Genomic DNA, 24216 nt, shown 5'->3' on the forward strand with positions numbered 1-24216 from the left:
TAGAGGGCAAACGCAACAGTTGTCACTCCAGAACTACTGCGTAGTACGCAGCAGCGGATCGAGACGCGCCTGCAGGAGGCGGCCGCGATCGCCAATCAATACCTGAGTGGCCACGAGAACATCATCAGCGGCACGGGTTGGGCGGGCGATGCCGGCAACACCTCCTTGAGCACCGCGGGCCACATTCACCACGACCTGCAGCAGATCATGACGGGCGGGCAGCGGCTGGCGCACGGCCTCGGCCAGGCGGCGGTGCTGATGGAAAACCACGAAGCTGACGCGGCGCACAACCTCAACGGGGTGTTCGGGGGAGGGACGCAGGCGGTCTAGCCCGAGTCGTCCCAGTCACATCCCGCTGACCACTCTCAAGTAAGGAAGCAACCGTCATGGCAGATCACATCGTTTACAACCACGGTGCCGTCGTCGGCTTCGCCGGCGAGGTCGGGGGGCAGGCCGCGCAGCTGATGGAGATTCACAGCGACGTCCTCAACCTCACCCAGGCACTGGGAGACTTCTTCCAGGGCCACGGCGCCACCGCGTTCTTCGACGCCCAGCAGCAGATGCTGCACGGCCTGGAGGACCTGATCCAGACCGTCAGCCGGCATGCCCACACCGTGCACAGCGTCGACGAGATGGCGCAGGCCACCGACGCCCAAATGGGCAACTTGTTCCTCTAGCCACATTGATCGGCCCGGGGCGCATGCATTGCGTGCGCCCCGGACCTATGTCAAGGACCATCGTGTTAACCACCACCCTCGACGGGCTCTGGGCCCTGCAAGTGCTCACCGGCATCGAGACCATCGCCCCTGAGCTCGGGCTGCGCCCGCATCTGCCCAGCGTGGAGTCGCGGCGGCTGGCGCTGGAACACCCCGTCACCGCCGAGTTGCGCGAGGCCGGCGTGCTCGACGACGCCGGCACCGTGGACAGTGCCGTGGTGGAGTGGTTGACCGTCCTGCATCGACGTGACATCGCGCTGTTCATGCAGATGCGCGCCCCTGGCCAGGTGACGCCCGATCGAGCACTCCTGGCCCGATTCGCGCAGTGGTGGGTTGCCGTGGAACGTTCCGGGGACCTGATCCGGATCAGCGGCGCCGGCATCTCGAGTGCGGAAGGCGCGGCGAGCACCGTGCTTGATGCCGAGATCACCCGCCTGTGTGGTCAGAACACACCGGCGGCGCTACGGCCGGTCACGCTGGACGCCGCCGCGTTGCGCGCGGCGTCGGCGGACCACGCTGCGGTGGTCAGGTTCCTGGCCGGTCAGGGGCTCGATGCCGATCAGCGCAAGAGCCTGACGCTGGCCGCCGATCCGGACCGGTCCGCCCAGGCGTCGATCGTGGCCATGCAGTCCGGGGTGGCGACGGGGACCTCGCGTCGAACTCACGTCGACGCGAGCGCTGTGACGGTGATCGACATCCCCGAGGGACGGTTGGTCGCCGAGAACGTCTACTCAGCGGGCAAGACGTGGACGATCCTGGCACCGGGAACCAAGAGCAACATCGCCGCTGCGATCAATCGCATGGTGCGGCGGCTGCCCGCCGATCAGGAATGGTATTCGTACCGAAAAGTCGTGTAGTCGAGAGGTATAGGTCGAGTGTTTAGCGATGGCGTCGTGACGAATTCGTGGAATGCAGCCGCGAACACCGCGGAACCAGTCGGTGCGTCCGCCGGGCGTTACCAACACCAGGAGTCCGTGTCGGGGACGTTGCGGATCTCCGACATGGTGGCGCCCCGCAAAATTCCGCCCGGCTCGGGTTGGCGGAAGTTCCTCTACCACGCGACTTTCAAGGCCCTCAACCTCGGCGAGTCACCGGCCGAACGGCACTACCGGGAACTGCAGGAGCGGATCCGCCGGCACATCCGTAAGCAGTACGTGATCGGAGTGGTCTCGGGCAAGGGAGGTGTCGGCAAGACCACCATGACAGCGTGCATCGGCGGTGTCTTCCGGGAGTGCCGGCCCGACAACGTCGTCGCGATCGACGCGGCGCCCGGATTCGGAACCCTGGCCGGCCGCATCGACGAATCACCGCCGGGCGACTATTCGGCAGTGCTCAACGACACCGACGTGCAGGGCTACGCCGACATCCGAGAACACTTGGGGCAGAACAGCATCGGTCTGGACGTATTGGCCGGCAACCGGGCCTCCGACCAACCGCGGCCCCTGGTCCCGTCGATGTTCACCGGCGTGCTGTCACGGCTGCGCCGCACCCACACCGTCATCGTGGTGGACACCTCCGACGACCTCGAACACCCCGTGATGAAGGCCGTGCTCGAGTCCTGCGACGCGCTGGTCTTCGTCTCCGGTCTGACCGCCGACACCTCGCTGCCGGTGACCCGCGCCATCGACCTGCTGAGGTCGATGGGCTACCACGAACTAGTCTCCCGCAGCACCGTGGTGCTCAACGACAGTCGCAACAAATACGACCCCGATGCGCGTGACTACCTCACCGAACGTTTCCGCCAATCCGGCGCGACCGTCGAATTCATGCCGTACGACCCGTACCTCGCCAAGGGCGGAATCATCGATACCCGCCACGAATTGACCAAGAAGACCCGGCTGCGGCTGTTCGAGATCGCTGCGGCGCTGGCCGACAAATACATTCCGGACGCCGACAGGCCGCGCTAATGGCCGCTCTGGTTGGCAAGGTCTCGTTTCCGGCCCGTTGCGCGGTCGCCGTGGTGTGCGGCGACCACCTGCTCTCACAGGTGTACCCGGCCTCGGTCCCGATCGAGGTCTTCATCGACAACATCGTCGAACTGCTCAACGACGAGCTCAAACGACGGGGCCTGCCCGGACTCGAACCCGGCGTCGGATACGAACTGCACAAGGCCAACGGGGTACGCCTCGACATCACCAAGACCCTCGACGAACTCGGCGTGGAAGACGGCGCCACTCTCATCCTGGTACCCGCTGCCGAAGGCGAGTCCTTCGAGCCGCAGTACGAGTCGCTGTCCACCGGTCTGGCCCGGGTCGGCAAGAAACTCTTCGAACCGGTCACGATGCAGACGGCCGCGCACACCGCCCTGTCGATCGTCGCGATGGTCGTCATCACCGTTCTCGGACTGGCTGTGCGGCAACGTATTTCGAACGATTCGTTGATGTCCAGCTGCGTCGTTGCAGCGCTGGCCCTCTGCTGCGGCGGTGGCGCCCTGGCCGTCTGGCGATGGTGGCCCGACCGCATCGACATGCTCGACGGGCTCGGCTGGCTGGCGGTACCGCTGACCGCGGCGGCACTGGGCGCCGGCGCGCCGGGCAGACCGGGATCCGCGCACCTGTTCATCGCCGCGCTGGCGGCCGGAGTTCTGACCTGCGGAATGGCCACGGCCACCGGGCGCCATGTCAGCGCCGCAGCGGCAGCGGTGACGCTGTGCGCACTGGGCGCCCTCGTAGCGGCCACCCGGATGTGGTGGCCGGTGCCGGCCCAGTGGCTGGGCATGACCACCCTGGTGGCGCTGCTGTTGACCCTGACCCTTGCCCCGACGTTTGCGCTGTGGGTCGCCCGGATCCGGCCGCCGTACTTCGGGTCGATCACCGGACGCGACCTGTTCCGGCGCAGCGACGGGATGCCGGTGGATGCTGTCTCGCCGGTCAGTGACGCGGTCGAGGGTGCTGAGGACGGTGCGAATCCGGACACCACGCCGCGCGGCGCCCAGATCGCGGCCGCGGCCAAACGAGCCAACAGTGTGCTCACCGGAATATGCGTGGGCGCCGGAGCGACGTTGCCGATTGCGGTGTGGGCCACCCTGATGCCGGGCCGGGACCGGGGTACGCCGGCCGCCGTGCTCGCGGCGCTGTTCGTGGTGATCTTCATCAGCCGGGGTCGGGCGTTCGCCGACAAACATCAAGCGATCGCCCTGGTCTGCGGGGCCGCGGCCGCAACATGTGTCGGTGTCGTGAAATACGTGGTGCGCGAACCGGCGTCGTCGGGACATGCGCTGGTGCCCGGGTCGGTGGTGTTGGCCATTTTCGCCGGGGCGGGACTGCTGGCGGCGCTGCTGGTGCCGGTCACCAGGTTCACGCCGCTGGTGCGAATGGCCGCCGAATGGTTGGAGATCGTGGCGATCATCGCGGCGCTGCCGCTGGCCGCCTGGATCGGTGGGCTGTTCACCTGGGTGCGCATGCGATGAGACGGCTCGCGGCCCGACTCAGCGGCGTCGTCCTGACCGGGGCAGTGCTCGCGGTTTCAGCGAACCCTGTTGCAGCACATGCAATCCCACCGCCGGTCATCGATCCCGCCCGGGTGCCGGCGGATGGCAAACCCGGTCCCGAGCAGCCGATGCGGCAGAGCAACATGTGCGCCCGAACCATCACCGTGGCGGACCCCAACGTGTCGGTCACCGCACCGGGTTTCACCATGCTCAACATCAGCAAAGCGTGGCAGTACTCCACCGGCAACGGGGTTCCGGTGGCGATCATCGACACCGGTATCAATCCCAGTCCCCGGCTGCGGGTGGTCGCCGGCGGGGACTACATCATGAGCGGTGATGGCCTGATGGACTGCGATTCGCACGGGACCATCGTGGCCTCGGTCATCGGGGCTGCGCCGCAGGGCAGCCCGATGCCCGCTCCCATGCCCAGCACCCCCGCGTTCGCACCGCCGGCCGGGCCGCCGGCTGTCGACGCCGCGCCACCGCCGCCCGGGGGACCGCCGCCACCGCCGGCCGCGCCGCCGCCGCCCGCGCCGGTGACGGTGACCGAGACCAAGCCGGCACCGCCGCCGCCTCCGCCGCCGTCCGACGAACCGGCCAACGCCCCAGGGGATCCCGGCACCGGAACCACCGATGTCCCCGAGGTGCCGGGCCCCGCGCCCGGCGCCCCCGACGGGGTGGTCGGCGTCGCGCCGCACGCCGTCATCATTTCCATCCGGCAGTCATCACGCGCCTATGAACCGGTGAACCCGGGACCCGGCGACTCGGAAGTGCGCAAGAAGGCGGGTTCGATCGCGACCCTGGCCAGCGCGATAGTGCACGCCGCCAACATGGGTGCCAAGGTCATCAATATCAGTGTGACGTCCTGTGTTTCGGCCGCTGATCCGCTTGATCAGGCCGCCATCGGCGCGGCAGTCTGGTATGCGGCCACCGTCAAGGACGCGCTGATCGTGGCTGCGGCCGGCAACGACAGCGAGGACGGCTGTGCGCAGAATCCCAGCTTCGATCCGCTGATCACATCCGACCCGCGCGACTGGCACCAGGTCAAGACCGTCTCCTCGCCGTCGTGGTTCTCCGACTACGTGTTATCGGTTGGGGCCGTGGACAATACCGGCGCACCGATCAGCAAGAGCCTGGCCGGTCCCTGGGTGGCCGCCGCGGCGCCTGGGGTAGGCATCATGGGGCTGTCGCCGCAGACCGGAGGGCCTGTCAACGCCTACCCGCCGATCCATCCGGGCGAGAAGAACATGCCCATCTGGGGTACCAGTTTCTCGGCAGCCTATGTCAGCGGCGTCGCGGCGTTGGTGCGGGCGAAGTACCCGGCGTTGTCCGCACACCAGATCATCAACCGCATCGTGCAGACGGCCCACAACCCGCCCCGGGGCGTGGACAACCAAGTCGGCTACGGCGTGGTCGATCCGGTAGCCGCGCTGACATTCGATGTGCCTGCGGGAGAACGGCTACCACCATCCGCGCACAGCCGCATCATCACCCCTGCCGCTCCGCCGCCTGCGCCGGACCACCGTGCCCGCAATGTCGCTCTGGTATTCGCCGGGCTGGTGGTGGCCGCAGTCGGGGCGGTGGCGCTGATCGCCCGGGCACGGCGGTGACGATGACGGCAGCAAGCAGGCTCGCCGTCATCGCGGTCGTGTTCAGCGCAGCTGTCCTCGGCTTGGCGCTGGGCGGGTACTGTGGTGCCGCAACAGGTTTGGCGTGCTCGGTGCTGGCAACTTCTGTCCCGTGGCGCGGTCATACCGCGTGGTCGTGGTTGCTGTTGTGGCACCGGCGGAATCGGCCGATTCCGTGGACCGCGCCGCGCACCGTCGCCAATGACCGGGCCGGGGGCGGTGTCCGATTCCAGGATGGTGTAGCGGTCGCGGCGGTGCAACTGCTGGGCAAGGCGCACGCACCGACACTGTTCACCGGCTCGACCTCCGCCCGCACCGAAAACGCTGTCGACATCGCTGATTTGCAGCCGCTGATGCAGCAGAGTCTCGGTCTCGCCATCGACTCGCTCAGCGTGATGAGCAGTGGAGCCCGGCGGCGGGCCACCGGTGACTACCCGCGGGTGTACGACACGCTGATCGGCACCCCGCCGTATGCCGGGCAGCGTGAGACCTGGGTGGTCGTGCGCGTCAGCGCGCTCGCCAATGCCGAAGCGCTGCAATGCCGTTCCTCGATCGGCACCGCGACGCTGGCCGCCGCGCAGCGGGTCAGTGCGGCCATGCGCCAACAAGGGATCCGCGCGAAAGTCGCGACCGCCACCGACATCGTCGAATTGGAGCGTCGGCTCGGCAAATCGGCGCTGGCGGTTCCGAACCGTCGCTGGCGATCGGTCCGCGGCGACGGTGGCTGGCTAAGCACCTACTGGTATCCCCCCACCGCCATCACCGAAGAGGCGCTGGCGCAGGCGTGGTCGATGCGTGCCGACGGAATCACCCAGAACGTCACACTTTTCGGGGACGGAAGCGTTACCGCCACCTTGACGGTACGCAGCGCCCAACCGCTGACCGTACCGCCGAGCACGGTGCTGCGGACGTTGCCTGGTGAGCAGGCGGGTGCCGTCGCCGCCAACTTGTGTGGCCCGATGCCGGCGCTACGCGGCGTCCGGCGCGGATCGCTGACCGGTCCGCTCGTCATTCCGATCGGTCCGTCCGGGGTGCTGCTCGGCAAAACCGCTGCAGGACAACGCATGATGCTCCCGCTGGATGATCCCGGTGAATTCAGCCGCGTCCACGTCGCCGCCGACGACGCACTGGTCAAGCGGTTGGTGGTGCGGCTGGCCGGCTCCGGTGACCGGGTGACGGTGCACACCCGGGATGCCGAACGCTGGGCCAGCGTCCGGATGCCGGAGGTGGCCGTCACTGACGCGACCAAACCGATCGCAGGAACCACGGTCAGTGTCGTCGACGGCACTGTCACACCCGGTCCCCGCCCGAATACGGTGATCTCCGTGGGGGATCCGGGTGCCCCTTACCGTGGCGCCGCGAGCGTCGTGATCACCCAGCAGGGGCAGGCGACGGTCGAGGTGGCGACCGTCATCGGGGTGCACGCCGTGGAGATCGAGCTGTTCCGGGCCGAGAATCGCTACGTCTCTTCTGAACCCACGAACGTGCGCAGCGGCGAGCTTGCGGCAGCGGAATCGCCATGACCAGCAGCACCAGCACGGCCGCCGCCCGCAAGCGGTTCGATCAGGCAATGATGTTGTTGGACCGAGATGTCGACGGTGCCAGGGCCCGGTTCGCGGAAGCCACCGAGATCGATCCGTCGATGGCGGATGCGTGGCTGGGCCGGATCGCCGCGGGCGATGAATCCTTAACGACAGTCCAGCAGCTGTACACGTACGGGTCGCGGTTGCATCGGGAGACCAACCGGCTCGGGGTGCGGTTGTCGGCGCCAATCAAAGCCGGGCCGTATCTGTCCATATCGGTGACCGAGGCCTCGCATGCCGGGCTGGCGCTGGCGAGCGCGCTCGTCGACGACCGTCAGTACGAGAAATCCGAAGCACTGCTGGCGGATTCGGCGCTGCTGGATTCGTGGGAGAACCACCAGTGGCGGCAGCATCTCGAGGCTTACCTGATGTTCGCCACGCAACGCTGGCCGGATGTGATCGCAGTGGCGGCGGCGATCTTGCCGCCGCAGGCGATCATCAGGTCGGTCGTCACGGCGGCCACCTGCGCCTTGGCTGCGCATGCCGCCGCACATCTGGGCCAGGCGCGGGTCGCACTGGAGTGGGCGGACCGGGTCGAGGTGCGAACCGGCCAGGCGATGCCCACCCAAACCAGCCGGCACCTCGCTGCCGCCGCGATCGATGCCGCCGATTTCCCGTTGATTGCCGCGGATCTGGCCTACGTCCGGGGGATGGCGCACCGTCAACTCGGCGACGAACACCAGGCGCAGGTGTGGTTGTCCAAGGCGACGATCAACGGTGCGCTGATGGAATCCGCGAAGCACGCGTTGGCCGATCCCGGCCTGCAGCTGGTGATCACCGACGAGGAAACGATCGGCACCCGGACGGACAAGTGGGACGTCAGCACCCAGCGCTCGGCTCAGCAGCGCACCGAGGCCGAACACGAGGAGCGCCGCAACGAACTGCTGACGCAGGGGCGGGCACTGCTGGAAAACCAAGTGGGCCTGGCGGAAGTCAAGCGGGCGGTCGCCGAACTGGAGGACCAGATCGAGGTACGTGCGTTGCGGTTGGCGGCCGGGCTACCGGTCGCCAACCAAACCAATCACATGCTGTTGGTGGGACCGCCCGGAACCGGAAAGACCACGACCGCTGCAGCTTTGGGAAAGATCTATGCCGGACTGGGGATTGTGCGTCACCCGGAGATCGTGGAAGTCAAGCGGGCGGACTTCTGCGGCGAGCACATCGGAGCGTCCGGGCCGAAGACCAACGAGCTGATCAACCGTTCGCTCGGCCGGATCCTGTTCATGGATGAATTCTATTCGTTGGTGGAACGTCACCAAGATGGCCGACCGGACATGATCGGCATGGAGGCGGTCAACCAGCTGCTGGTCGCGTTAGAGGTGCACCGGTTCGACTTCTGCTTCATCGGGGCGGGTTACGAGAAGGAAGTCGACGAATTCCTTACGGTCAACCCGGGTTTGGCGGGCCGCTTCAATCGCAAGTTGCGTTTCGAGTCCTACACTCCGGATGAATTGGTCGAGATCGCGGTGCGCTACGGCAGTCCGCGTGCCACCGTGATCGAGCCGGCGGCGGCCGACGCGCTGAACGCTGCGTGCGCGAAGCTGCGTGCGTATCGCGCGCCCGACGGCACGCACGGTATCGATGCGATGCACAACGGGCGCTTCGCGCGCAACGTCGTCGAACGCGCCGAACGACTGCGGGATTCGCGGGTGGCCGCCCAACACCGCAGCGCGAAAGGGTCGGTCACGATCGACGACCTGCAAACCCTACGCAGCGCCGACGTGATCACCGCGGTACGGGAAGCCTGCGCGGAAAAGCATGTGGGGCTTGATATTTGATGGAGCGACCGCGCCGCAGCGGCAGCGTCTGACGCTTACACCTCGATGACGACGGCGCCGCCCTGCCCGCCGCCGGCACACATGGCCGCGACCCCGATCCCGCCGCCGCGCCGGGCCAGCTCGTAGGTCAGGGTGGTGATCATCCGGGCACCGGACGCCGCGATCGGGTGACCGAGGCTGCAGCCGCTGCCGGAGAAGTTCACCTTCTCCTCGTCGATGCCGTACTCGCGGCACGCGGCGATCGGCACTGAGGCGAACGCCTCGTTGATCTCCCACAACGCCACGTCCTCGACGGACAACCCGGCCCGCTGCAGCACTTTGCCGATCACCTTGACCGCACCGAGCCCGCAGTCGCGCGGCGGCACGCCGGCAGCTGCCCAGGCCCGGACCTTCGCCATCACGTTCAGCCCCTCGGCGGCGGCATAGTCGGCCTCCACCAGCGCGACCGCGGCGGCCGCGTCATTGGTGCCGCTGCTGTTGCCCGCGGTGATCGAGAACCCCTCGATCTCGGGATGCAGCACCTTCAGGCCGGCTAGCTTCTCCACCGTGGTGTCGCGGCGTGGGTGTTCGTCGACGGAGAAGTCGACCACCGACCCGTCGTGCACGGTGATCTTCAGCGGCAGGATCTCGTCGGTGAACTTGCCGGCGTCCTGCGCGGCGACCGCGCGCTGGTGCGACCGAGCCGCCCAGGCATCCATCTCCTCCCGGGTGATCCCGACCGACTGCGCGGTGTTCCAGCCAACGGTGATCGACATGTCTTTGGCCGGCGCGTCCGGCGTCTCGACGTGGGTGGGCGGCATCCACCGCTCCTCGAATTTGAGCTCCGGACCGGGGATGCGCCAGTTGGTCAGCGGCGTCATGGACAGCGACTGCACCCCGCCGGCGATCAGCACCCGCTCCATGCCGGAGCCGATCTGCGCGGCAGCGTTGCCGATCGCGGTCAGGCTGCCCGCGCAGTGCCGGTTCACCGACTGTCCGGGCACATGCTCCAAACCGGTGGCGGTGGCCGCGTAGCGCGCCAAATCGCCGCCGCCGTAATGCGATTCGGCGAAGATGATGTCGTCGATGGCCGCCGGGTCCACCCCGGAGCGGCGCACCACCTCAGGCAGCACAGCGGTAATCAGCGTCTCGGGCGGGGTGTTGACGAGCGTGCCCTTGAAGGACCGACCGATCGCAGTCCGAACAGCGCCGACGATGACGGGTGTGGCCATGACAAACCTCGAGCTTTCTGTGGGGAGTCCGGCCCAATCGTAGCAAGTACCGTATTTACAATAGTAGTGAGCTATGTAACGCTCGCGTTGTCGAGCCCGCAGTCGTGCGAGGGCGGATGCCGGGGTGCCCCCTCCGGATGGCGGCGGTAGGCCCGGACTGTCCACACCATGCCTCCGACGAGCAGCACGGGACCCGGGCACACGTCCGCCCAACCCCGTCCGAATAGCGCCGTTTACGCAACCGCTACGTCTAAACTGCTCCCAGGATTTGCCACGCCGAACGAACTGAATGAACGGAGTGATTCGGGGGTGCACCGGATCTTGCTGATGGCGGTGGCGCTGGCCGTGACGACGGCGCCGTTGGTCGCGCCGCCCGCATCGGCAATCACTCCGCCCGCTATCGATCCGGGAGCGCTGCCGCCGGACGTGACGGGCCCCGACCAGCCGACCGAGCAACGCGTCCAGTGCTCCGGGCCCACCGTCCTGCCCGAATCCACCTTCCACGACCCGCCGTGGAGCAACTCCTACATCGGGGTGACCGAAGCCCATAAGTTCGCGACCGGGGCAGGGGTGACCGTCGCCGTCATCGACACCGGCGTCAACGCCTCGCCGCGGGTCCCGGCCGAACCCGGCGGCGACTTCGTCGACCAGGCCGGCAACGGGTTGTCGGACTGCGACGCGCACGGAACCCTGACCGCAGCCATCATCGGGGGGCGGCCGGCGCCCACCGACGGGTATGTCGGCGTCGCCCCGGACGCCCGTCTGCTCTCGATCCGGCAGACCTCGGAAGCGTTCGAGCCGGTCGGCTCCCAACCCAACCCGAACGACCCCAACTCGACGCCGGCAGCCGGGTCGATCCGCAGCCTCGCGCGGGCGGTGGTGCACGCCGCCAACCTCGGTGCCGGCGTCATCAACATCAGCGAGGCCGCCTGCTACAAGGTGACCAAACCGATCGACGAGGCCAGCCTGGGCGCCGCCATCGATTACGCGGTCAACGTCAAGAACGTGGTGGTGGTGGTCGCGGCCGGCAACACCGGTGGCGACTGCGCGCAGAATCCGCTGCCGGACGCCGCGAACCCCAAGGACTCGCGCGGTTGGACGAAAGTGCAGACCGTCGTCACGCCCGCGTGGTACGGAGACCTGGTGATCACCGTCGGTGGCATCGGACAGACCGGTGTACCCAGCACGTTTTCCATGCACGGGCCGTGGGTCAACGTGGCCGCCCCGGCTGAGAACATCATCTCGCTGGGCGGTCAGGGCGAGCCGGTGAATGCGCTGCAAGGCAAGGAGGGCCCGGTGCCGATCGCCGGCACCTCGTTCGCCGCGGCCTACGTCTCGGGCCTGGCCGCGCTGATCAGGCAGCGTTTTCCGCAGCTGACGCCCGCGCAGGTGATGAACCGCATCCAGGCCACCGCACGGCACCCGGGCGGCGGCACCGACAACCTGGTCGGCGACGGCGTCGTCAATGCGGTCGCGGCGTTGACCTGGGACATCACGCCCGGGCCGGGGCAGATCCCCTACAGCGTCCGGCGCATGCCGCCGCCGGTGATCACACCGGGTCCCGACCGGCGGCCGATCACCGTGGTGGCGCTGGCCGTCGGGGGCCTGGCGCTGGCCCTGGTCCTCGGGGCACTCGCCGCGCGGGCGTTGAGGCGCCGATGAGAAATCCCATCAGGCTGCGCTTCAGCACCGGGCACACGTTGCTCCTGGCGGTGCTGGCACCGCTGGTCATTCTGTATTTCCTGCAGACGCGGTACTGGTGGGCCGGCATTGTGCTGGTGGCGCTGGGCGCAGTGGTCGCATTCGTCACCTTCTCCGGCCGCCGGGTCACCGGCTGGGTGGCGACGGTGTTCGCGTGGCTGCGCCGGCGCCGCAACCCGCCCGACGTTCCGTCCGAGCCGGTGGTGGGAGCCACGGTCAAGCCGGGCGATCACGTGGCGGTGCGCTGGCGCCGCGACCATCTGATCGCGGTGATCGAACTCAAGCCGCGCCCGTTCACACCGACGGTCATCGTCGACGGCCAGGCCCACACCGACGACGTGCTGGACACCCGCCTGCTCGAAGAACTGCTGTCGGTGCACTGCCCGGATATGGAAGCCGACGTGGTCTCGGCCGGCTTCCGGGTAGGCCGCACCGCCACCCCGGAGGTGGTGAACCTGTACCAGCAGGTGATCGGCGCCGACCCGGCACCGGCCAACCGGCGGACCTGGATCATGCTGCGGGCCGACCCCGAGCAGACCCACCGGTCGGCGCAGCGCCGCGACGAAGGGGTCGCCGGTCTGGCGCGCTACCTGGTGGCCTCGGCGACCCGCATCGCCGACGCCCTGGCCAGCCACGGTGTCGACGCGGTCTGCGGGCGCAGCTTCGACGACTACGACCACGCCATCGACATCGGCTTCGCCCGCGAGAAGTGGTCGATGATCCAGGGACGCGATTCCTACACCGCCGCCTACACCGCGCCGGGCGGCCCGGACCTGTGGTGGTCGGCTCGTGCCGACCACACCATCACCCGGGTCCGGATCGCTCCCGGCGTCGCCCCGCAGGCCACCGTGCTGCTCACCACGGCGGGCAAACCGAAGACGCCGCGGGGCTTCACCCGGCTGTTCGGCGGTCAGCGGCCCGCGCTGACCGGGCAGGATCTGGTCGCCGACCGGCACTGCCAGATCCCGATCGGCTCGGCTGGAATCCTGGTCGGCGAGACGGTGAACCGGTGCCCGGTGTACCTGCCGTTCGACGACGTCGACGTCAGCCTCAACCTCGGTGACGCGCAGACGTTCACCCAGTTCGCGGTGCGTTCGGCGGCCGCGGGCGCGGCGGTGACGGTCGGTGCGCACTTCGAGGAGTTCGCTCGGCTGATCGGTGCGCAGGTGGGACCGGTGGCCAAGGTGGTGTGGCCGAACGCGACCACATATCTGGGTCCGCATCCCGGTGTCGACAAGGTGATCCTGCGCCACAACATGGTCGGCACCCCGCGACACCGTGAGCTGCCGATCCGTCGAGTCTCGCCGCCGGAGGAAAGCCGCTTCCAACTGGCCCTGCCGAAGTAGGCCTATTCGCCGAATATTGGTGCAGGCGGGCCTGTCGCCAGCCACGATAATGGTTAGAGCATAAGGAGGACGATCCGATATGACTCAGCCGCAGACCGTGACGGTGGATCAGCAGGAGATTCTGTCGCGGGCAGACGAGGTGGAAGCGCCCATGGCGACGCCACCCAACGATGTTGCCCAGACGCCGTGTGGTCTGACGGCGGCGCGGAACGCGGCCGAGCAGCTCACGTTGTCCGCCCAGAACATGCGGGACTTCCTGACCGCCGGGGCCCGGGAACGCACCCGGCTGGCGACCTCGCTGCGCAATGCCGCCAAGGCCTACGGCGAGGTCGACGAGGAGGGTGCGGAGGCGCTGAACAGCGACGGTGGCGAGGTGGCCGGTGAATCGGCCGGCGGCGTCGGCGGCGACGGCTCCGCCGGGTTGCACGACACCGAACAGGTGGCGGCCGCAGGTGACGACGGCTTCACCGATCTGAAAGCCGCGGCAACCAAACTCGAATCGGGCGACCAGGGCGCGTCGCTGGCCGGGTTCGCCGACGGCTGGAATCAACTCAGCTTCGCACTGCAGGGTGACGTCAAGCGGTTCCGCATTTTCGAGAACTGGACTGGTGACGCGGCCACCGCGTGTGAGGCGTCGCTGGATCAGCAGCGGGAATGGATCACCCACATGGCCAAGCTGGCCCTCTCGCTGGCCAAGCAGGCCCAGTACATCGCGCAGCTGCAGGTGTGGGCCCGGCGCTCCCACCCGACGCTGGCCGACATCACCAAACTCGAAGAGCTGTCCAAAGATCCCGCCTACAAGGACCAGGCCATCAAGCTCTACGCGGAGTACCAGTCCAAGTCCGAGCAGGTGCTCAACGAGTACAACTCCAAGGCTCAACTGGAGCCGGTCAACCCACCGAAGCCGCCGGCGGCCATCAAGATCGACCCGCCACCCCCGGCGCAGACCCCCGGTTTGATCCCGAACCAGGTGATGCAGGTGGCGAGCATGGCGGGCGGGGGCTCAGGATCCCCCGGGATGCAGCCCCCGATGATGCCGCCCACCGGCGCAGGCGCGGGTGGCGGCGGGATGCCGTCCGGAGTGGGCGCAGAGCTGGGCGCGGCGGGTCGTGACGCGGCGGCGAGCCTGTCCAAAGACCCTGGCGTCAAGCCGATGTCGCTGGGCGGCGGTGGTGGCGGCGGTATGCCGTCGATGCCGCTGGCGCCCTCGACCGGCGCCGGCACCGGCATTCCCGGCGAATCCATGCGGCCCGCCGGGGCCGGTGACTTCGGCGGCATCGGTCAGGCCGGTGCGGGCCGCGGCGGCGGCATGGGCGGTGGCGGCATGGGCATGCCGATGGGCGGTCACGGCCAAGGCGGGGGTGGATCGAAATCCAAGGGCGCACAACAGGATGACGAAGCGCTCTACACCGAGGACAGGGAGTGGACCGAGGCCGTCATCGGCCAACGCCGCCGGCAAGACATGAAGGAGTCGAAGTGACCGACATGGAGATGGAACCGCACGTCGCGGCGGCGTTGGCCTTGGCGGCGCGGTTTCAGCAGGCCCTCGAGGGCACGCTGAACCAGATGAACCGCGGAGCGTTCCGCGGCACCGACGAAGCCGAGAGCGTCGAGGTGACCATCAACGGACACCAGTGGCTCACCGGGGTGCGCATCAACGACGGGTTGATCAAGGAACTGGGCGCCGAGGCCGTCGGCGCCAGGGTGAACGAAGCGCTGCAGAACGCGCAAGCCGCGGCGAGCAAATACAACGACGCCGCCGGGGAGCAACTCACCGCCGCACTGGCAGCGATGGGGAAAGCAGCAGGTGCCGGCTAAGCCCGGCGCGGCTTCTCGTAAATGGCTCTGAGTCGTTATTTTTTGCGTCGGCTCGTCGTTTCTTTTTGCAGTGTGAATTTCGCTGCAGCGGTGCGTTCCGGCACCGTCCCGATCATCAAATTGCTGCATGTAGCAGGCATTCACCTCGGTTAGGCTTGGTAACCATGACATCCGGTAGCAGTGAGCGGTTCACCTGGCCTGCGGGCTGCCGCGGCTGCCTGCCGGTCCGGCGATGCCGCGCCACGATCCGGGCCCGCCGTCCTGCTGCAACCCGGCAGTTGCGGGGAGGAGAGTAGGCGATGGGCATTCCGCGGCCGACCGGCGAATACACCGGTCAGATGCTGGAGCCGGGCGGTTGGCCCGAGTCCGACGAGGACACGTTCTACGAGCGCGCCCAGCAGTACAACAGCGTCCTGCGCAACGTCACCGATGTGATCGACGCCACCCGGCAGCAGCGGCTCGAGGTGTTCGACGGCGGCGTCTGGTCGGGCGGTGCGGCCAACGCCGCCAATGGCGCGCTCGGTGCGAATATCGACGAAATGGGCACGCTGCAGGACTATCTCGTGACGGTCATTACCTGGCACCGTCATATCGCCAATCTGATCGAGCAAACCAAGTCGGAAATCGGCAACAATGTGGACAGCGCTCAGCGTGAAATCATTGTGCTGGAAAATGACACCGAGTTGGAACCCGAGCAGCGGCAGAACGCGATCAATGCGCTGGTTCGGGCGACTCACCAGGCCAACACCAGCCTGGTCGCCGAGACCGCCGAACAGGTGCTGGCGTCGAAGAACTGGAAGCCGCCGCACAACGCGCTGGAAGAACTGCTGCACCAGGTGACGCCCCCCGCCCCGGAGGTGCCGACGCTGGTCGCGCCGACGCCAGACGTGCCCGTACCGGTGGGGCCGGCCCCGACGCCGTTCGAGCCGACGCCGGCCAACCCCTATGAGCCCATCGGCCCCGGTGTCCCGGTCACCCCGATCACGCCGACGCCGTTCGAGCCGACCCCGGCCAACCCGTATGACCCGGTCGGGCCGGGCGTTCCGGTGACTCCGGTGACCCCCGCCGACCCGGTCACGCCGGTGACTCCGGTGCCGCCGGTGATCCCGGTCAATCCGAACCAGCCGGTCACCCCGGTCACGCCGGTCAAGCCGTATCCGGAGCAGCCGGTCACCCCGGTGACGCCGGTGGCACCCGCCAAACCGGTCCACCCGACTCCGGCGCCCGGCCCGGCGCCGACCCCGGTCAACCCGACCCCGGTCCACCCCGCGCCGAGCCCGTCGCCGACCCCGGTCGGCCCCACGCCGAACCAGCCGTCGCTGCCGGTCGACCCGAGCACGCCTGCCACGCCGACCACGCCCAGCACCGAACCGGCGCACGTGAAGCCCGCCGCCGCGACCGACGTGTCACCCGGACACACCGGCCAGCAGGCCGGACCGTCGCACCGCGGTGACGACGCGTCGCCGGCGATGACTCCCGCCGCGGCCGGCGGCATTCCGGCAGCCACGCGCGGCTCCGCAGCAGCAGCCGGTTCGTCGTCGTCCGCAGGCGCGGGCCAAACCGCCGGTGCGCCAGCCGCATCCGGTGCCGGATCGCGTGCCGCGGGCGGCCGCGCCCCGCTGGGCGGGGCGGGCAAGGCACCGGCCGGTGCGACCACCCGCGCTGCCGCCGCGCGACACGCAGCACCCACACGTCCGGCACCACCGGACCGCAAGGACGACGAGAAGGACCGCAAGGAACCGGCGGTTGACGTGACGGCACTGCCGTCGGTTCCGGTCTCGGCCGCGCGGGCCGCGCGCGACGCGATGGCCGCAGCATCCGGCGCGGGGGGTGCCAAGAAGGATCCGCTGCGACTGGCCCGGCGGGTCGCGGCGGCGCTCAACGCGCGGGACAGCGGCGGCGATGACGACTACGGCTTCTTCTGGGTCACCGCCGTCACCACCGACGGCGAGATCGTGGTGGCCAACAGCTACGGGCTGGCCTACCTCCCCGACGGCGTCCAGCTGCCCGCCAAGGTGCACATGGCCAGCGCCGACCGTAACGTTCCGATCGACGAAAAGGCCCGCACCGCAACGTATCCGGTGCTCGCGGTACAGGGTTGGGCGGCCTACCACGACCTGCAGCTGCGGGCGGTGATCGGAACCGCCGAACAGCTGGCCAACTCGGATGCGGGTGTCGCCAAGATCATCCTGGAGGACGACGACATTCCGGACAGCGGGAAGATGGTCGGCCGGCTCCGCCTCGAGGTGGTCGACCCGGCAGCGGCCGCTCAACTGCAGGAGACCGACGACCTGCACCTGCTGGACCTGCTGCCGCCCCCGCCGGCCGACGCGAACGCGCCCGACGACGAGCGGCACATGCTGTGGTTCGACCTGATGAAGCCGATGACCAGCACGGCGATCGGCCGCGAGGTCGCGCACCTGCGCCGGTTCCACACCTACGCCGCGCACTGTCAGGACATCGCGCTGCACGCCGCCTACCACGCAGCCGACCCGGAAACGCAACGCCCGGCCGTCGTCGACTTCCTGTACTGGCGGTATGTCAGCGGTCTGCTCGACAGCGCGCTGGCGCACGCCCAGGGCGGGCGCTAGTCCGATCCGCCGGCCCGCCGATGCCGGGACGGTCGGGAATTGCTGCAGAGAGGGCCCGGTGAAGGCCGGTAAAATTGTGAACGGTAAGACCCCACTCAGAGAAGGGATGCTGCGATGGCCGAACCGCTGACCGTGGATCCCGCTCGCTTGATCGCCGCCGCAAGCAAGCTCACCGAACTCGTCTTCCCGACGCCCCCGGCGCCGGTGACGGTGCCCGGATCGGATGCGGTGTCGGCAGCGATCAACCAGACCATGCCGGGAATCGAGTCGCTGGTCACCGACGGCCTGCCCGGTGTCACCGCGGCGCTGAAACGCACCGCGACCAGCATGGGTACCGCGGCTGATGTCTACACCAAGGCTGATCAGTCTCTGGGTCAGGCGTTGACGCAGTTCGGAGTCGGGGGCGAAGCGCCGGGTGCCAACGTGATGGGCGCCATGACCGGTCAGTCGGCGGGGCTGGGTGCGGCCATGCTGGGCGGGCCGGTGGCCGCTGCGCAGGAGGTGCTGGGGGGTGCGGCCGCAGGTGCTGCGGCGCAGGTCAGCGCGCAGGCGGCGGCGCTGTCGCCGCAAATCGCCGCAACGGTTCCGCAGCTGGTGCAACTGGCTCCGCTGGCGCAGCAGATGGCGCCGATGGGTCAACAGGTCGGCCAGAGCGTGCAGCAGGCCGCCTCGCAGGCGTCGCAGGGCGGCGGCGGGGCACAGCTTGCCAGTGACACCAAGCCGGATGAGGACAACAAGGACGACCAGGACCAGGCCGACGGTCAGCCGACCGACGGAGCCGCCGCGGGCCAGGCGACGTTGGTCAGCGCTCCGGTGGCCGCCTCCGGCGCATCCGGCCCGAAACCCGCTGAAGGCTCGGTCGTCGCGCCGATCTAGCGATCAGAACCGCAGGTTGCGGACCATGTCGTAGACGCCCGTCACCCACAGCAACAGCGGGATGACCGACGCCACCACCGCCCCGTCGACCAGTTCCGAAATCCGTTTGGCCACCGGCGAAATGCGCCGGACCGGGGCCATCGCGCCGATGATCACCAGCGAGATGAGGGCAACCGCGAGGTAGCCGGTCAGGATCAGCCACGCCCACTGCGGGTACCAGAGCACGAGTTTGACCGTCAGACCCGTCGGGATGCCGACCGACGCCGCGAGCAGGGCCCACGCGCACCAGCGATCCACGTAGAGCCGCGACCGGAACCCGCAGAGGACGGTCAGCAGCGACGCGATCACCAGTGTGTGGATGAAGAAGTGTCCGCGCGTCACCACCGCGACGGCGCCGGTGGCCAGGATCAGCGTGCCCGCCGTGACGTAGCCGATCAGCAGTTGCTTGGCCAGCTTGCTGCGTTCGGTCAGCCGAGCCGCCGACGCCGGCACCGAGGCGATGATCGCCTGCCAGGTGGGGGTCTCGTCGTTGGTGGCCTCGTCGGCCGTGACCGGGTCGAGCAGCTCCTCGTTGTCCACCGTTTCGCCGGGCACCGGGATCGGCGGCAGGGCGATGCGGGCGACGGCGACGGTCAGTTTGGCCGCGGTGGTCACCACGAACAGGCCGAATGCGATGGCGCCGGCCGGGACCCAGCGCTGATAGTCGTAGCCGTAGGCGATCGCCGCGCCGATCACCGCGATCATGGTGATGACGGCGAACGACGCCAGTTCATGTCGCCGGCGCGGCCCGCCGCGCGTCAGCAAGGTCAGGAACAGCACCGCAGTGGCGGCGGCGGCGAGCTGGGGTGCCCCCAGCGAGCTCACCCCGCGCGGCAACGGAACGGCGATGGCCGCAGCGGCCGCGATCAGCGGTACCGCCGCGATCAGCAGGCATTCGGAAAGCTGGGCCTTCTGGTAGAGGCGGTTCGCCACGAACGAGGCGGCCAGCACGGCGATCCCCACCAGGCCGATCGCCAGCGCCCAGTACCAGCTCCGCCCGGTCAGCCACCACGCCCGTAACGCGACCGCGGTGACCGGGACGGCCAGAATCGGGATTGCGACGGCCACGAAACGGTCGAGCGCCGTCCGGTCGAATTCGGGTGTCTCGTCCAACACCGCGATCGCGTCGATGACGTCTTCGACCAGCGGTCGATACCGCTCAGTCCGGCTCGCCGAGACCAGGGTCAGCAGCGACCCGTCGACGACGCCCGCCTCGTCGAGGGACTGATCGAGCTTCAACGGCGGCGAGCCGGGGCGGGCGAACGTCCACACGCCCTGCGCGGAGAAGTCGAACCCGCCCAGAATGTCGGCCGGGGTGTCCTCGAGGAGTTCGGCGAGCACCGCGACGGTCTCGTCGATGTAAGTGGACATCGGTGTCGCCGCCGGCAACACCAGGTCGGTCATCCGTCTGCCGGTCAGCACCGTGACGCGTGTGGTCGCGGGTCGGGCGGGGGCGGTGCCCGCCGCGGTCGAGCCGGCAGCAACAGCAGGTGCGCTCAACGACGTCCCGCCCTTTCAAAATCGTCGGACAATGCCGCGGCCAGCTCGAGCACCCGGCGCCGGTAGACCGGGCCGAGCTGATCGAGTCGTATCTCGGTCCCGGTGGCGATGTGCCTGTCCCATGGCAGCAGCACCACCCGGTCGGGTCGAACCAGCTGTTGAAACTGTCGCACCAATTGCTTCTCCGCGATGTTGGTTTCGCCGACCGCGACATGATTGATCACGACGACGGCGCGACCGAGCAGGTCCTGATAACCGTTGCGGTGCAGCCATTCCAGTGCGCTCTCGGCCTGGCGGGCGCTGTCCAGCGACACGTTGGTGACGATCACGATCGCCGACGCCGTCTCCAGCACACCCCGCGTCACCGGATCGAACAGGCCCGGCCCACAGTCGGCCAGCACCAGGTTGTAGAACTTCGACACCGTATCCACTGCCGCGCGCAGGTCGTCGCCGCTGAGTCCGCGTGCCGCGGTGGTGTACTCGGCGGTCGGCAGGATCTCCAGGTTGTCCGCGTTCACGCTGGTGTGCGCGCGGATGTCGTTGTAGTGCGACAGGTTCTTGTCGGCCACCAGGTCCACGATGGACGACGACGAGGTGCGGCCCGCCCGCTCGGCCAGATTGCCGCAGCCGGGGTCGGCGTCGAGGACCAGGATCCGGTCGCCGCGCACCTGCGCCAGCATGGTGCCCAACGTGACCGTCGTCGTCGTCTTGCCGACGCCGCCCTTGAGACCCAGCATCCCGATCTGATACGACCCGCGCGGCTTGCGCGCAACTCGGGTGCGCAGGTCCAATTCATACTGCTCGTCACGGGACAGGCCGAGATTGATCCGCGTCGACCTGTAGACCAGCCCCCGCCAGCCCCGTTGCGGAATCGGCTTAGCGGCGGCCGGTGACGGCGCTCGGGGCGGCGTTGAAGGTGGAGGTTGCTGCGGGGTAGCGGGTGGGGGCGCGGGTGCCCGCTGCGACGCTGCCGGTGGCGGGTCGGCCGGCGCGGGCGGCGGCTGCGCCGGCAACGGCCCTGATGGCGCTCGCCGCTTGCCGGGGCGGTCACCCGTCTGGCCGGGCTGTCCGGGTGACGCGGCCGGCCGAGCCTCGGGCATCGGAACCCGGAAGTAGGTGGCGCCCGCCGGGTCGGGCTCGCCGGACTCCGGGTCAGGCAGGTACCGGTGTCTGCGACGTGTCGGCGGCTGCTCGGGCGCCGGTGGGCTCGGTGGCTGCGGGGGGCGCTGGTGGGTGCCGAGCCGCACCCGAGGATTCGAACCTGCGTCGGGCCGGTCGGGCGGGACCCGTGCCGGGCCGGGCGGCGGGGGAGGGGGGCCGGCGACGCGAACCGGGGGCGGCGGTGGCTCCGGCTCCGGCTCCGGCTCGGGCTGCGGCGGTTCCGGCGCGCGCGGCGGCCCGCCGATCGGCATGGGCGGGTGAGGTGCCGGCGGCCGCTCGACCGGAGCGGCCTCTTGCGGTGGCGCGGCCGGCGGCGGTTCGGGTGCTGCGATGCGTTCGGGCACCACCGGGGGCGGTTTGGCCGAGTACGTCGGGAGCTCGGGGGGCGGTGGCGGCGGCGGTCCGCCGATCGGCATGGGCGGCAACGGTGACGTGGGCCGTGCGGCCGGTGCGGCCGACGCCGGTGGCGGCGCGGCCGGCATCGCGGGCGGTGGCGGTGGGGGTTCAGGTGGTTCTGGCGGAGGTGCCCCGATCGGCATGCGGGGCGGCGGTGCGCCGGGGGCCGGACCGGTGGGCTGCGACCAGTCGACGGGCGGGGTATTTCCGGCGTCGCCATTGCCGGTTGCTGAACGGCCGGGTGTGGACAACGAATTCGGATCGAAAAATGTTTGCCTGGTCTCGTCCGGGGGGGAATCGGATTCTGGCGCGGGCCGAAAGAGTTTGTCGTAGTCGGCCGGCATCAGAACCTCTCAGAAGTTCGTCACATGAAAGAAGCACGAGAAGGGGCGAGATCCCCCCGAAGGGGTCAGCTCGCCCGATCTCGTGCTTGCAGATTCTACGCGCAGAGCGCCCTTTGTCAGGCGAACATCCCGGTCACGTTGCCCTCGGTGGACTGCATGGCCTGACCGGCCTCGCTGATGGTCCGGGCCAGGTTCTGCAGCGAGTTGTTCAGCTCCTGCGCGGTGCTGTCCCACTTCTGCTGAACGCCCTGGTAGGCCTCCGAACCGCTGCCGCCCCAGGTCGCCGCGAGCTTGGTCAGCGACTGCTTTCCCTCGTCGAGCAGGGAGTGGATGCTGGAAACGTTTCCCTGGATGGTGCTGGCCGCGGCCTCGATGCCCGCGAAATTCCACTGCTGTTCTGTCATGTCGTTTGCTCCGTTTCTGGTGGTATGTGGGGGGATCGGCTCAGAAGCCCATTTGCGAGGACAGCGCCTGCTGCTGCTCTTCGTCGGCCCGGGAGTACTGGACGCCGGCCTGACGGATGTTCGTCGAAATCTCGTCGAGTTCGGCCTTCTGCTTGTTGGCGGCTTCCTGGAAGCGCACGACGGCGGCCTGGGCGGCCTGGCCGGCGGCACCCTGCCACTGACCCTGCAGCGACGCTGCGGTGGATTCGACCTGGTCGATCTGAGTCTTCAGATCACCGGAGATCCGTTCGAAGTTACCTGCCTCTTGCGCGAGGGCAGCGGCATCAGTCTTCATCTCTGCCATGCTGGACTACTTTCTCTCTTTCCAATCCTCGCCGTGGTTGGCAAGTCTTCCGGCCCGGTTGACCGGGAAGTTCCTGGTGGCTGTGGTGCGATCACCATTCGTCGTCGTCATCCCACAGCTGTTCTTCTGGTTCGTCGTGTTCGTCGCTCGCCGCGGCCGGGACCGCCAGCGCGGTCCTGGTGCCGCCGCCGGAGCCGGCACCCTGGCCCATCGCGCCGGCACCCACCGGCGCCGAACCTCCGGTCGCGGTTTCGCCGGCAGCGGCCGCCGGCATCATCGCCGGACCCACGGGCTTGTCGATCAACCCGGTCATCAGCGGCGTGCGGGTCAATGTCCCACCCGCGCCCGGGAGTGCTTCCCCGCGTAGCAATCCCGAGCCAACGCTGGCGCCCGAGCCGCCGGCGAGGGGGTGGTTCGACAGTGGGCTGGCACCGAGCAGACCCATCTGCGCTTCCTCGTCACCCAGACCCGTACCGGTGCCTGAGCTGCTGCCCAGTTGACTGAACATCGAGGTCATCTGCTGAGCGGGCTGGGCGAGTTGTTGCATCGGGCCGCTCAACTCCGCGACCTGGCCGGCCGTCGCGGACAACTGGCCCGGCGTCACGCTGCCGAGTTGGGCGGGCATCCCCAGCAGTGGGTTCGTCGCCATGGCACCTTGGCTCACCCCCGGGTCGAGGATGGCCGTCATCGGCTCGATCTTGTCGAACATGGTGTTGGCGAGCGTTTCGGCCTGGTAGATGTCCATCGCCACCGCCGCCTGGGTCCACATCCGGACGAAGTAGTCGATCTCGTTGAACGCGATCGGGACGGTGTTGATGCCGAAGAAGTTGGTCGCAGTCAGGACCGCGGTGGTGATGTGATTCATCGCGATCTCGGGCAGCGACGGTGTGGTCGCCATCGCCTGGGTGTAGGCCGCGGCCTGTGCTGTGGCCTGCATCCCGCGCGTCTTGGCCTGGGTCGAGGCGGTCTGCAACCAGGTCACCATCGGGAGGGCCGACGCGATCGCCTTGTCGCTGCTGCCGCCCGTCCAGGCCTCGCCGAGTGAGTTCAACCGGGCGGTCAATTCCGCGGCCTGGGCGTCCAGCGCGGCTGCCAGCGTCTCCCACCCGAGGGCCGCTGCCAACATCGGGGCGGGACCGGCGCCGGCCATCAGCCGAGCGGTATTCAACTCCGGTGGCATTGCGTGCCAGAACATGTGGTCAACTCCCCTCTGTTCCCGATTCGGCCAATTGCTGGAAATAATTTTCTATTTTGGTTGGACGGGCCCGCGAATATTTGCGTTCCGGACCCAAACTTCGTCGTCACCGCCGGAATTCCGTAGGCCCGATTTCTCGTTCTCCTCGGAGGCTTT

The 24216-nt window shown here is 68.7% G+C and carries 19 protein-coding genes and 1 pseudogene; 14 read left to right on the plus strand and 6 right to left on the minus strand.

All coding sequences use genetic code 11. The features are described 5' to 3' along the window. Window positions 1–33: 33 nt before the first annotated feature. The 8 genes and pseudogenes from AC5Y3Z_RS11260 to eccA all read left to right on the plus strand — a co-directional run. Window positions 34–330, plus strand: a pseudogene (locus AC5Y3Z_RS11260) (WXG100 family type VII secretion target); the annotation flags it as partial. A gap of 56 nt (window positions 331–386) precedes the next feature. Further along, the gene (locus AC5Y3Z_RS11265) at window positions 387–677 is read left to right on the plus strand and encodes a WXG100 family type VII secretion target (RefSeq protein WP_463826259.1); all 291 of its coding nucleotides are present in this window, start codon (window positions 387–389) and stop codon (window positions 675–677) included. Between the two features lie 62 nt (window positions 678–739). Then, a complete protein-coding gene (locus tag AC5Y3Z_RS11270; RefSeq protein WP_473138684.1) occupies window positions 740–1573 on the plus strand; it encodes an ESX secretion-associated protein EspG in 834 nt (277 codons plus the stop codon). A 36-nt stretch (window positions 1574–1609) separates the two neighbouring features. Then, window positions 1610–2623 (plus strand): MinD/ParA family ATP-binding protein, encoded by a 1014-nt coding sequence (locus AC5Y3Z_RS11275; RefSeq protein ID WP_463826257.1) that lies wholly within the window; start codon window positions 1610–1612, stop codon window positions 2621–2623. Continuing rightward, complete coding sequence (eccD, locus tag AC5Y3Z_RS11280; RefSeq protein ID WP_463826256.1) at window positions 2623–4125, plus strand: type VII secretion integral membrane protein EccD; 1503 nt, start codon at window positions 2623–2625, stop codon at window positions 4123–4125. Before AC5Y3Z_RS11275 ends, eccD (AC5Y3Z_RS11280) begins: the two co-directional genes overlap by 1 nt. Next, window positions 4122–5756: a type VII secretion-associated serine protease mycosin gene (gene mycP / locus AC5Y3Z_RS11285; RefSeq protein WP_473138683.1), complete on the plus strand. Its 1635-nt coding sequence runs from the start codon at window positions 4122–4124 to the stop codon at window positions 5754–5756. Before eccD (AC5Y3Z_RS11280) ends, mycP (AC5Y3Z_RS11285) begins: the two co-directional genes overlap by 4 nt. A 2-nt stretch (window positions 5757–5758) precedes the next feature. Beyond that, window positions 5759–7297 carry a type VII secretion protein EccE gene (gene eccE / locus AC5Y3Z_RS11290; RefSeq protein WP_473138682.1) on the plus strand — a complete coding sequence of 513 codons (1539 nt, stop codon included), beginning with the start codon at window positions 5759–5761 and terminating at the stop codon, window positions 7295–7297. Continuing rightward, the gene (gene eccA, locus AC5Y3Z_RS11295) at window positions 7294–9135 is read left to right on the plus strand and encodes a type VII secretion AAA-ATPase EccA (RefSeq protein ID WP_473138681.1); all 1842 of its coding nucleotides are present in this window, start codon (window positions 7294–7296) and stop codon (window positions 9133–9135) included. The genes eccE (AC5Y3Z_RS11290) and eccA overlap by 4 nt, the downstream gene beginning before the upstream one ends. A gap of 35 nt (window positions 9136–9170) precedes the next feature. Here eccA and AC5Y3Z_RS11300 read toward each other — a convergent pair whose 3' ends face one another. Beyond that, window positions 9171–10346: a thiolase family protein gene (locus AC5Y3Z_RS11300; RefSeq protein WP_473138680.1), complete on the minus strand. Its 1176-nt coding sequence runs from the start codon at window positions 10344–10346 to the stop codon at window positions 9171–9173. A gap of 309 nt (window positions 10347–10655) precedes the next feature. On the opposite strand from AC5Y3Z_RS11300, the gene mycP (AC5Y3Z_RS11305) reads away from it, so the two are divergent. The 6 genes from mycP (AC5Y3Z_RS11305) (at window position 10656) to AC5Y3Z_RS11330 (ending at window position 18678) form a co-directional block, all read left to right on the plus strand. Continuing rightward, window positions 10656–12008, plus strand: coding sequence for a type VII secretion-associated serine protease mycosin (mycP, locus tag AC5Y3Z_RS11305; RefSeq protein WP_473138679.1), 1353 nt, complete (start codon window positions 10656–10658; stop codon window positions 12006–12008). Next, window positions 12005–13393, plus strand: a complete 1389-nt coding sequence (gene eccE / locus AC5Y3Z_RS11310) for a type VII secretion protein EccE (RefSeq protein ID WP_473138678.1) — start codon at window positions 12005–12007, stop codon at window positions 13391–13393. Before mycP (AC5Y3Z_RS11305) ends, eccE (AC5Y3Z_RS11310) begins: the two co-directional genes overlap by 4 nt. Before the next feature lie 79 nt (window positions 13394–13472). Continuing rightward, window positions 13473–14873, plus strand: a complete 1401-nt coding sequence (gene espB / locus AC5Y3Z_RS11315; RefSeq protein ID WP_463826249.1) for an EspB family ESX-1 secretion system-associated protein — start codon at window positions 13473–13475, stop codon at window positions 14871–14873. A 5-nt stretch (window positions 14874–14878) separates the two neighbouring features. After that, complete coding sequence (locus tag AC5Y3Z_RS11320) at window positions 14879–15211, plus strand: YbaB/EbfC family nucleoid-associated protein (RefSeq protein ID WP_463826428.1); 333 nt, start codon at window positions 14879–14881, stop codon at window positions 15209–15211. A 299-nt stretch (window positions 15212–15510) separates the two neighbouring features. After that, window positions 15511–17802: an EspK C-terminal domain-containing protein gene (locus tag AC5Y3Z_RS11325; protein WP_473138677.1), complete on the plus strand. Its 2292-nt coding sequence runs from the start codon at window positions 15511–15513 to the stop codon at window positions 17800–17802. Window positions 17803–17916: 114 nt separating this feature from the next. Further along, a complete protein-coding gene (locus AC5Y3Z_RS11330) occupies window positions 17917–18678 on the plus strand; it encodes a hypothetical protein (protein ID WP_473138676.1) in 762 nt (253 codons plus the stop codon). Between the two features lie 3 nt (window positions 18679–18681). Here AC5Y3Z_RS11330 and eccD (AC5Y3Z_RS11335) read toward each other — a convergent pair whose 3' ends face one another. From eccD (AC5Y3Z_RS11335) to AC5Y3Z_RS11355, 5 genes are all read right to left on the minus strand, one after another. Next, window positions 18682–20217, minus strand: coding sequence for a type VII secretion integral membrane protein EccD (gene eccD / locus AC5Y3Z_RS11335; RefSeq protein WP_473138675.1), 1536 nt, complete (start codon window positions 20215–20217; stop codon window positions 18682–18684). Further along, window positions 20214–22118 carry a MinD/ParA family ATP-binding protein gene (locus tag AC5Y3Z_RS11340; RefSeq protein WP_473138674.1) on the minus strand — a complete coding sequence of 635 codons (1905 nt, stop codon included), beginning with the start codon at window positions 22116–22118 and terminating at the stop codon, window positions 20214–20216. The genes eccD (AC5Y3Z_RS11335) and AC5Y3Z_RS11340 overlap by 4 nt, the downstream gene beginning before the upstream one ends. 116 nt (window positions 22119–22234) lie before the next feature. Further along, on the minus strand, window positions 22235–22522 hold the full coding sequence (locus tag AC5Y3Z_RS11345) for a WXG100 family type VII secretion target (RefSeq protein WP_463826244.1): 288 nt from the start codon (window positions 22520–22522) through the stop codon (window positions 22235–22237). Between the two features lie 40 nt (window positions 22523–22562). Further along, entirely contained in the window at window positions 22563–22865 is a 303-nt protein-coding gene (gene esxB, locus AC5Y3Z_RS11350; protein ID WP_065144405.1) for a type VII secretion system ESX-1 WXG100 family target CFP-10, read from the minus strand. Between the two features lie 91 nt (window positions 22866–22956). Beyond that, a complete protein-coding gene (locus AC5Y3Z_RS11355) occupies window positions 22957–24060 on the minus strand; it encodes a PPE family protein (RefSeq protein WP_463826243.1) in 1104 nt (367 codons plus the stop codon). Window positions 24061–24216 lie beyond the last annotated feature (156 nt).

The organism is Mycobacterium sp. NGS61 (genome assembly GCF_059812325.1).

Bases quoted from the DNA above. Each gene is read 5' to 3' on its own strand.
- eccE (WP_473138682.1), top strand. From the start codon at position 5,759: ATGACGGCAGCAAGCAGGCTCGCCGTCATCGCGGTCGTGTTCAGCGCA.
- AC5Y3Z_RS11320 (WP_463826428.1), top strand. From the start codon at position 14,879: ATGGAGATGGAACCGCACGTCGCGGCGGCGTTGGCCTTGGCGGCGCGG.
- AC5Y3Z_RS11340 (WP_473138674.1), bottom strand. From the start codon at position 22,118: ATGCCGGCCGACTACGACAAACTCTTTCGGCCCGCGCCAGAATCCGAT.
- AC5Y3Z_RS11345 (WP_463826244.1), bottom strand. From the start codon at position 22,522: ATGACAGAACAGCAGTGGAATTTCGCGGGCATCGAGGCCGCGGCCAGC.
- AC5Y3Z_RS11330 (WP_473138676.1), top strand. From the start codon at position 17,917: ATGGCCGAACCGCTGACCGTGGATCCCGCTCGCTTGATCGCCGCCGCA.
- mycP (WP_473138683.1), top strand. From the start codon at position 4,122: ATGAGACGGCTCGCGGCCCGACTCAGCGGCGTCGTCCTGACCGGGGCA.
- espB (WP_463826249.1), top strand. From the start codon at position 13,473: ATGACTCAGCCGCAGACCGTGACGGTGGATCAGCAGGAGATTCTGTCG.
- AC5Y3Z_RS11265 (WP_463826259.1), top strand. From the start codon at position 387: ATGGCAGATCACATCGTTTACAACCACGGTGCCGTCGTCGGCTTCGCC.
- AC5Y3Z_RS11355 (WP_463826243.1), bottom strand. From the start codon at position 24,060: ATGTTCTGGCACGCAATGCCACCGGAGTTGAATACCGCTCGGCTGATG.
- esxB (WP_065144405.1), bottom strand. From the start codon at position 22,865: ATGGCAGAGATGAAGACTGATGCCGCTGCCCTCGCGCAAGAGGCAGGT.
- AC5Y3Z_RS11300 (WP_473138680.1), bottom strand. From the start codon at position 10,346: ATGGCCACACCCGTCATCGTCGGCGCTGTTCGGACTGCGATCGGTCGG.
- eccE (WP_473138678.1), top strand. From the start codon at position 12,005: ATGAGAAATCCCATCAGGCTGCGCTTCAGCACCGGGCACACGTTGCTC.
- eccA (WP_473138681.1), top strand. From the start codon at position 7,294: ATGACCAGCAGCACCAGCACGGCCGCCGCCCGCAAGCGGTTCGATCAG.
- eccD (WP_463826256.1), top strand. From the start codon at position 2,623: ATGGCCGCTCTGGTTGGCAAGGTCTCGTTTCCGGCCCGTTGCGCGGTC.
- AC5Y3Z_RS11325 (WP_473138677.1), top strand. From the start codon at position 15,511: ATGGGCATTCCGCGGCCGACCGGCGAATACACCGGTCAGATGCTGGAG.